Origin of the sequence: Acinetobacter lactucae, assembly GCF_013344765.1 — a bacterium.
Classification (GTDB): Bacteria; Pseudomonadota; Gammaproteobacteria; order Pseudomonadales; family Moraxellaceae; genus Acinetobacter; species Acinetobacter lactucae_A.
On sequence record NZ_JABVBF010000198.1, the window covers coordinates 1 to 5757 of the forward strand.

General features: G+C 36.1%; 8 protein-coding genes. 7 read left to right on the plus strand and 1 reads right to left on the minus strand.

Annotated elements, in window-relative coordinates; all coding sequences use genetic code 11:
• Positions 1–67 precede the first annotated feature (67 nt).
• Positions 68–925, plus strand: a complete 858-nt coding sequence (locus HUN22_RS15170) for a 3'(2'),5'-bisphosphate nucleotidase CysQ family protein (protein ID WP_174731009.1) — start codon at positions 68–70, stop codon at positions 923–925.
• A gap of 57 nt (positions 926–982) precedes the next feature.
• Positions 983–1717 (plus strand): histidine phosphatase family protein, encoded by a 735-nt coding sequence (locus HUN22_RS15175; RefSeq protein WP_174731012.1) that lies wholly within the window; start codon positions 983–985, stop codon positions 1715–1717.
• Between the two features lie 57 nt (positions 1718–1774).
• Here the strand turns inward: HUN22_RS15175 and rpsT are convergent, their stop codons facing one another.
• Complete coding sequence (rpsT, locus tag HUN22_RS15180) at positions 1775–2041, minus strand: 30S ribosomal protein S20 (protein WP_002117906.1); 267 nt, start codon at positions 2039–2041, stop codon at positions 1775–1777.
• Between the two features lie 212 nt (positions 2042–2253).
• On the opposite strand from rpsT, the gene HUN22_RS15185 reads away from it, so the two are divergent.
• From HUN22_RS15185 to HUN22_RS15205, 5 genes are all read left to right on the plus strand, one after another.
• Complete coding sequence (locus HUN22_RS15185; protein ID WP_174731015.1) at positions 2254–2919, plus strand: NAD(P)H-binding protein; 666 nt, start codon at positions 2254–2256, stop codon at positions 2917–2919.
• Between the two features lie 12 nt (positions 2920–2931).
• Positions 2932–3438, plus strand: coding sequence for a ribonuclease E activity regulator RraA (gene rraA, locus HUN22_RS15190; protein ID WP_174731018.1), 507 nt, complete (start codon positions 2932–2934; stop codon positions 3436–3438).
• Between the two features lie 21 nt (positions 3439–3459).
• The gene (locus HUN22_RS15195; RefSeq protein ID WP_174731021.1) at positions 3460–4242 is read left to right on the plus strand and encodes a glutathione S-transferase N-terminal domain-containing protein; all 783 of its coding nucleotides are present in this window, start codon (positions 3460–3462) and stop codon (positions 4240–4242) included.
• Between the two features lie 143 nt (positions 4243–4385).
• Entirely contained in the window at positions 4386–5318 is a 933-nt protein-coding gene (locus HUN22_RS15200) for a Dyp-type peroxidase (RefSeq protein WP_174731027.1), read from the plus strand.
• 81 nt (positions 5319–5399) lie between these two features.
• Positions 5400–5756 (plus strand): hypothetical protein, encoded by a 357-nt coding sequence (locus HUN22_RS15205; protein WP_174731024.1) that lies wholly within the window; start codon positions 5400–5402, stop codon positions 5754–5756.
• Position 5757 lies beyond the last annotated feature (1 nt).

Here is a 5757-nt window from a genome sequence, read left to right on the forward strand (position 1 = left end):
CTGTTGGCGAATATTGAATTGTTCATAATTCACTTATAATAGAAATGAAACTATGCAGAGCATATTTATGTTTATAACAACTACGCGTCCACAAGATAATTTAATTAATCAACTTCTGCCTATTTTGGAAGAGGCGAGTCAGATTTTATTACAAGAATATCAAAACTATTCTGCGGGCTATGAGTTTACTATTCACGAAAAGCAAGATGATTCTCCTGTAACCCAAGCAGATCTAAAGGTAAATAAATTCTTATTAAAACATCTTGCGGAGATTACTCCAGAGTTGCCAGTATTGTCTGAAGAAAGTGATTATAGTGCTCGTCATGACTGGTCTACTTGTTGGATGTTAGATCCACTCGATGGAACCAAAGAATTTATACATGAGCGTGATGAATTTACGATCAACTTAAGTTTGATTAAGGGTAAAGAAACAGTTTTTTCAGTTATTGCTGTGCCATGTGAACAAGTTGTGTACTTAGGATATCTGCAAGATTTACCTTTTAAATATAGTTTTAGTCAAAAACAATGGTATCAATATCAGATTACTTCGATGGGATCAAATGCACCTATACAAATAGGCCTTAGTCACGGCAGTAAAAACCCAAAATACCAAAAATTTATCCAACCTATTGAAAAAGAACATACTATTATCCGAAGAGAAGCTGGAAGTGCCTACAAATTTTGTATGATGCTAGAAGGTGAAATAGATATTTATCCACGCTTCCATCCTACTTCTGAATGGGACACAAGTTCAGGTCAAGGGCTATTAGAAAGTATAGGCGGTGGTTTACTTACTCTGGATGGGAAGCCTTTTGAATATAACCAAAGAGATACCGTTTTAAATGAGGGCTTTATCGCTTTTCGTGATGAGGAAAGCAAAAAAATAGCATTTGAAGCATTAGCCCAATCAGGTGTTATAGATTGAGAGTTATGCCAGACATGTTATAGTGGTAAAGTATTGAAAAAAGATGACAAGATAAAAATGGCACTCGATTTATTGCCTAAAAGTATGTTTGAAGCAATTGATTTATTGCCTGATGCTTCAACTCCTGTAACCTTATTTACGCGCCATTCTTTAAGAGAACTTGTAGATGGGCAAGGTTTGGCTGGATATGATCTCCAACTTACTCCTCAAGGACGTGAGCTTGCGCAGGCATGGGGTAATTATTTAATCAAAAATACAGATCGTGTTATTCAGCATTGTATTTCAAGTCCGATACAGCGCTGTGTTGATACGGCTGCGCTCATGATTGAAGGGGCTGACGATGTAAGCCCTCAACCTAATACGCATACGATTGAAATTATTGAGCAAGGGCTACTTGTTGAACCGGGCAGTTTTGTTTTAGATATACAACAAGCTGCTCCTTATTTTAAAAAGCAGGGCGCTTTAGGTTTTATTAATAGTTTTGTAAATAATGCATTACCAGGTATGAAACATCCCATTACTGGTGTTTTAGATGTACTAGAGCTTATTTATCATACTCATCCTAAAACTCAAGGTGGACTGAGTTTGGCGGTGAGTCATGACACAATTATTGCTGCAATTGTGGCTGTAATTTCTGGCGAGAATAAAATTAAGAAAGAAGATTGGCCTGAAATGATGGAAGGATTATTTGTATGGTTTGAAGGTGAAGAGTTTCCAAATTGTAAATTAAAATGGATTTGGAGAGGAAAGGCCTATGAGCTAAATGTAGCTAAATTCCATAAAGTGCTATAAGCTCAAAAACGATAGATAATAAAAAAAGCCCTATTGGGCTTTTTTTACATGTTCAAATTAGTTAGCTAACGCTTTAACTTGAGCATTTAAACGGCTCTTATGACGAGCAGCTTTATTTTTGTGGATGATGCCTTTATCAGCCATGCGGTCGATTACAGGAACAGCTTTTTTGTAAGCTTCTGTAGCAACAGCATAATCACCACCAGCGATTGCACTTAAAGTACGTTTGATGTAGGTACGAACCATAGAACGCAAGCTTGCGTTGTGTTTACGCGCTGTAACGTTTTGACGCGCACGTTTTTTAGCTTGAGCAGAGTTTGCCACTCTTGCACTCCTTGAAAATAAGTTGGTCTGGGCGGGCTGTGGTTAATTCAGTAAACTGGTGTAACCATCACCAGCCCGTAAACAAGTGCCATATTGTGATGAATCAACACCGTGAAGTCAAGCCTTGCGAGCATTTTAAGCGGTTTTAGGGGCTGCTAAAAAGGTAAGAAAAGGTTAAATTTGATACAAACTTAAAGAGGGTTGGATAAAAAATGACTATAAGTACTAAAAAAGCAATTGTGATAGGTGCTACAGGACTTGTGGGTTTGGCTCTTGTCGAACAGCTTGAGCAAACACCAGAATTTGAAGCGATTACTGTCGTGGTAAGAAAAGAATCACAACTACTTAATACATATAAAAAAGTTACTCAACTGGTTGTAGAGGATTTTTTACTGCTTAATGATGAAGATGTGAGTGGCCATACCCATGCATTTAGTTGTCTGGGAACAACATTAAAATTGGCTGGTTCAAAACAGGCTTTTTATGCTGTGGACTATGAAATTAATGCTCATTTAGCAGATTTAGTACAAGATAAACATATTCATCTATTGCTAGTAAGTGCACTTGGCGCAAATGCAAATTCTCTAATTTTCTATAATAAAGTGAAAGGACAATTAGAAGATTATATTGAGAGTCTAGAGCTCGAAAAACTATCTATTTTTAGACCGTCTTTACTGATTGGTAAACGCAGCGATGTACGGTTTATTGAAGATTTAGGACAAAGTCTTTTTAAATTTATTGAGAATAAATTGCAAAAACCATTCAAATATAAGCCCGTAACTGCGGAACAATTGGCTCATACGATGATCGTAGCGGCGCTAACGCAAATTGAAGCCTTTAAACGATATGATAATCTGAGCATACAACAAACTCGATAAGGGAGCATTAAAGTGTCGACAGTACCATTTGTAACATGTGATTTATTAGATGATAACCCTGAAAAAGACTTACAGGTTGTAATCCCATCAATGGATGGCAAGTTCTTTCAAAGTTATGGAGCACGTAAAACTTTTGGGGGACAGGTTGTAACAGTAAAGTGCTTTGAAGATAACTCACGTGTAAAAGAGTTATTGGCAACAGATGGTACAGGTAAAGTATTAGTTGTGGATGGTGGTGCATCTATGCGCTGTGCGCTTATGGGGGACTTGATTGCAGAATCGGCAGTTAAAAATAAGTGGAATGGGGTAGTGATTTACGGTTGTGTAAGAGATGTTGATGCACTTGCAACTTTAGATTTAGGCGTACATGCATTGGCTGCAATTCCGCAAAAAAGTAATCGTAAGGGCATTGGTGAAGTAGATATTAATTTGTATTTTGGTGGAGTCACAATTCAATCTGGTGATTTTATCTATGCTGATAATAATGGAATTGTGATTGCAAAAGAAAAATTAGTCTAATTCTCTAATATAAAGGAACGCATGATGGTGATTCATCAAATTAAAGTACTTCAAGCAGTTGTATCTGCAATTGCTGAGGGTGGTAGAGGTGTTACAGGAACAGCATTTCCACAACAACCTGTAAAAGCTTTGAAACTATATGAATTTGAAGGTTCACCATTTTGCCGCCGCGTTCGTGAAGTGATTACACTTTTGAATCTGGATGTTGAGATTTATCCATGCCCTAAAGGTGGAACAAAGTATCGTTCTATTGTGAAAGAGACTGGTGGAAAATTACAGTTTCCTTTTTTGATTGATGAAAATACTGGTGATCAACTATATGAATCACAGGATATTATTCATCACTTATTTAAATATTATGGCAACACAGGGAAAACACCTCGGAAATTTTCGAGTTATCCGAAAACGCCTTATGTTGCTTTTGCAGGGACCATATTAAATGGTGCTCGAGGAGTTTGGGTAAATAAAAAAATTGTTGATAGAGCTGTACCTGAACATAAACTGGAGTTATGGAGTTTTGAGGCAAGTCCTTATTCAAGAGTTGTAAGAAGTCTACTCTGTGAGCTTGAACTTCCTTACGTATTACATAATGTTGCTAAAGAAAGATGGCAAGATCAAGGGCCTGCTATTCTTCGCTTAAAGCCAGGTAAATACATCCCTTTAAAAGGTGGGAAAAGAGAAAAGTTGTTGCCTATTATGCAAGGCAAAATGCAAGTGCCATATTTGGTAGACCCAAATACAGGAGTGAAGATGTTTGAGTCTGCTGAAATCGTAAAATATTTAAAAAAGCAATATGGACGTTGATTAAGGTCAATTTGAGTAAGAGTTTAAGAGGGTACTTAAACTCTTATCAAAATCAGATTTCTTAACAGGTTGTATGAAATAAATATGAGTATGCTAAATTAGTAAGGTTAAATACCTAAATAAGGCATAATTTTATGGAATGTATGAGAATTCAGCCTGTAATGAGTGCTCCTGGTGAAAATGCATTATTTATTGTATTGGGACTAGCTCAAGGCGATTCTGTCATAGAAAAAGTAAAAGATTTTGCAGCTAATTTTTCAGCATTAACCAGAAGTCTCTTTAATCGTTATCCAGAAAGTAAATTTAATGCTACGTTGGGCTTTAGCTCAAATGCATGGGATATTTTATTTCCAGAGCAAACAAAGCCCCAAGAGTTAGAGCCATTTCAAGAAATTAGAGGTCCGAAATATACGGCTGTTTCCACTCCAGGGGATTTATTTTTTCATATTCGTGCTGATCGCCAGACTTTATGTTATGAGCTTGGTAATATAATTAATCAACAGCTTGGTAAAGTAACATATCCAATTGATGAAGTTCATGGCTTCCGCTATTTTGACGGACGTGCAATTATTGGCTTTGTGGATGGGACTGAGAACCCTGAACCCGTTATTGCAGCACAGTGGGTATTGGTAGGTGATGAAGACCCTGATTTTATTGGGGGAAGTTATGCTTTTATCCAAAAATATACACATGATATGGATAAATGGCGTTCATTAACTGACGAAGAGCAAGAAAAAGTGATTGGCCGTAAAAAGTTTAATGATGTTGAGCTCGGCGATGATGAAAAACCTTTAACTGCTCATAATGTTGTTAGTAAAGCTCATGATGCAGAAGGTAATGAACTTAAAATTATGAGAGCTAATATGCCTTTTTCAAATCCTTCTAGAAATGAATATGGCACATTCTTTATTGGCTACTCACGTAAATTTAGTACAACCCGACAAATGCTAGAGAACATGTTTTTAGGCAACGAGCATGGCAATCTTGATCGGTTACTTGACTTTAGTACTGCTCAAACAGGTACTTTATTTTTTGTACCGACTGTAGATTTTCTTGATGATTTAGGCGATGAATAATCGTTAATTTAGAAGACTTAAATAATGGGAGTGACTAGATTACTTCCATTATTTAAATTGAAATAAATATGATGTGATGAAATGTTTAAAAAGATAACGCAGATTTTTCAAGGCTCTAAAGAGACACCTGAAAAAATTTACTTGGAAGAGAATCAATTAAAATTTGATTCTGAACGTGGGCCTATCATTAATGATGTAGTGATTAATCAGAAGTGGTCAGGGCATCTTGAGTATTTCTCAAACCGTAAATTAAAGAATTTTGATAATCTTCAAAAGTTATTTCTAATTACGCCACAAATTAATGAAAAGATTGATCTGGAAATCGCAACACAGCGTTATGTTGCAAGATTGGAAAATACTCAAGAAAAGCTACTTCAACTCAAAGCGATTATACAAATTTTAAATCAATATTACGTTTTGTTTTTGCGTGATAAATAAT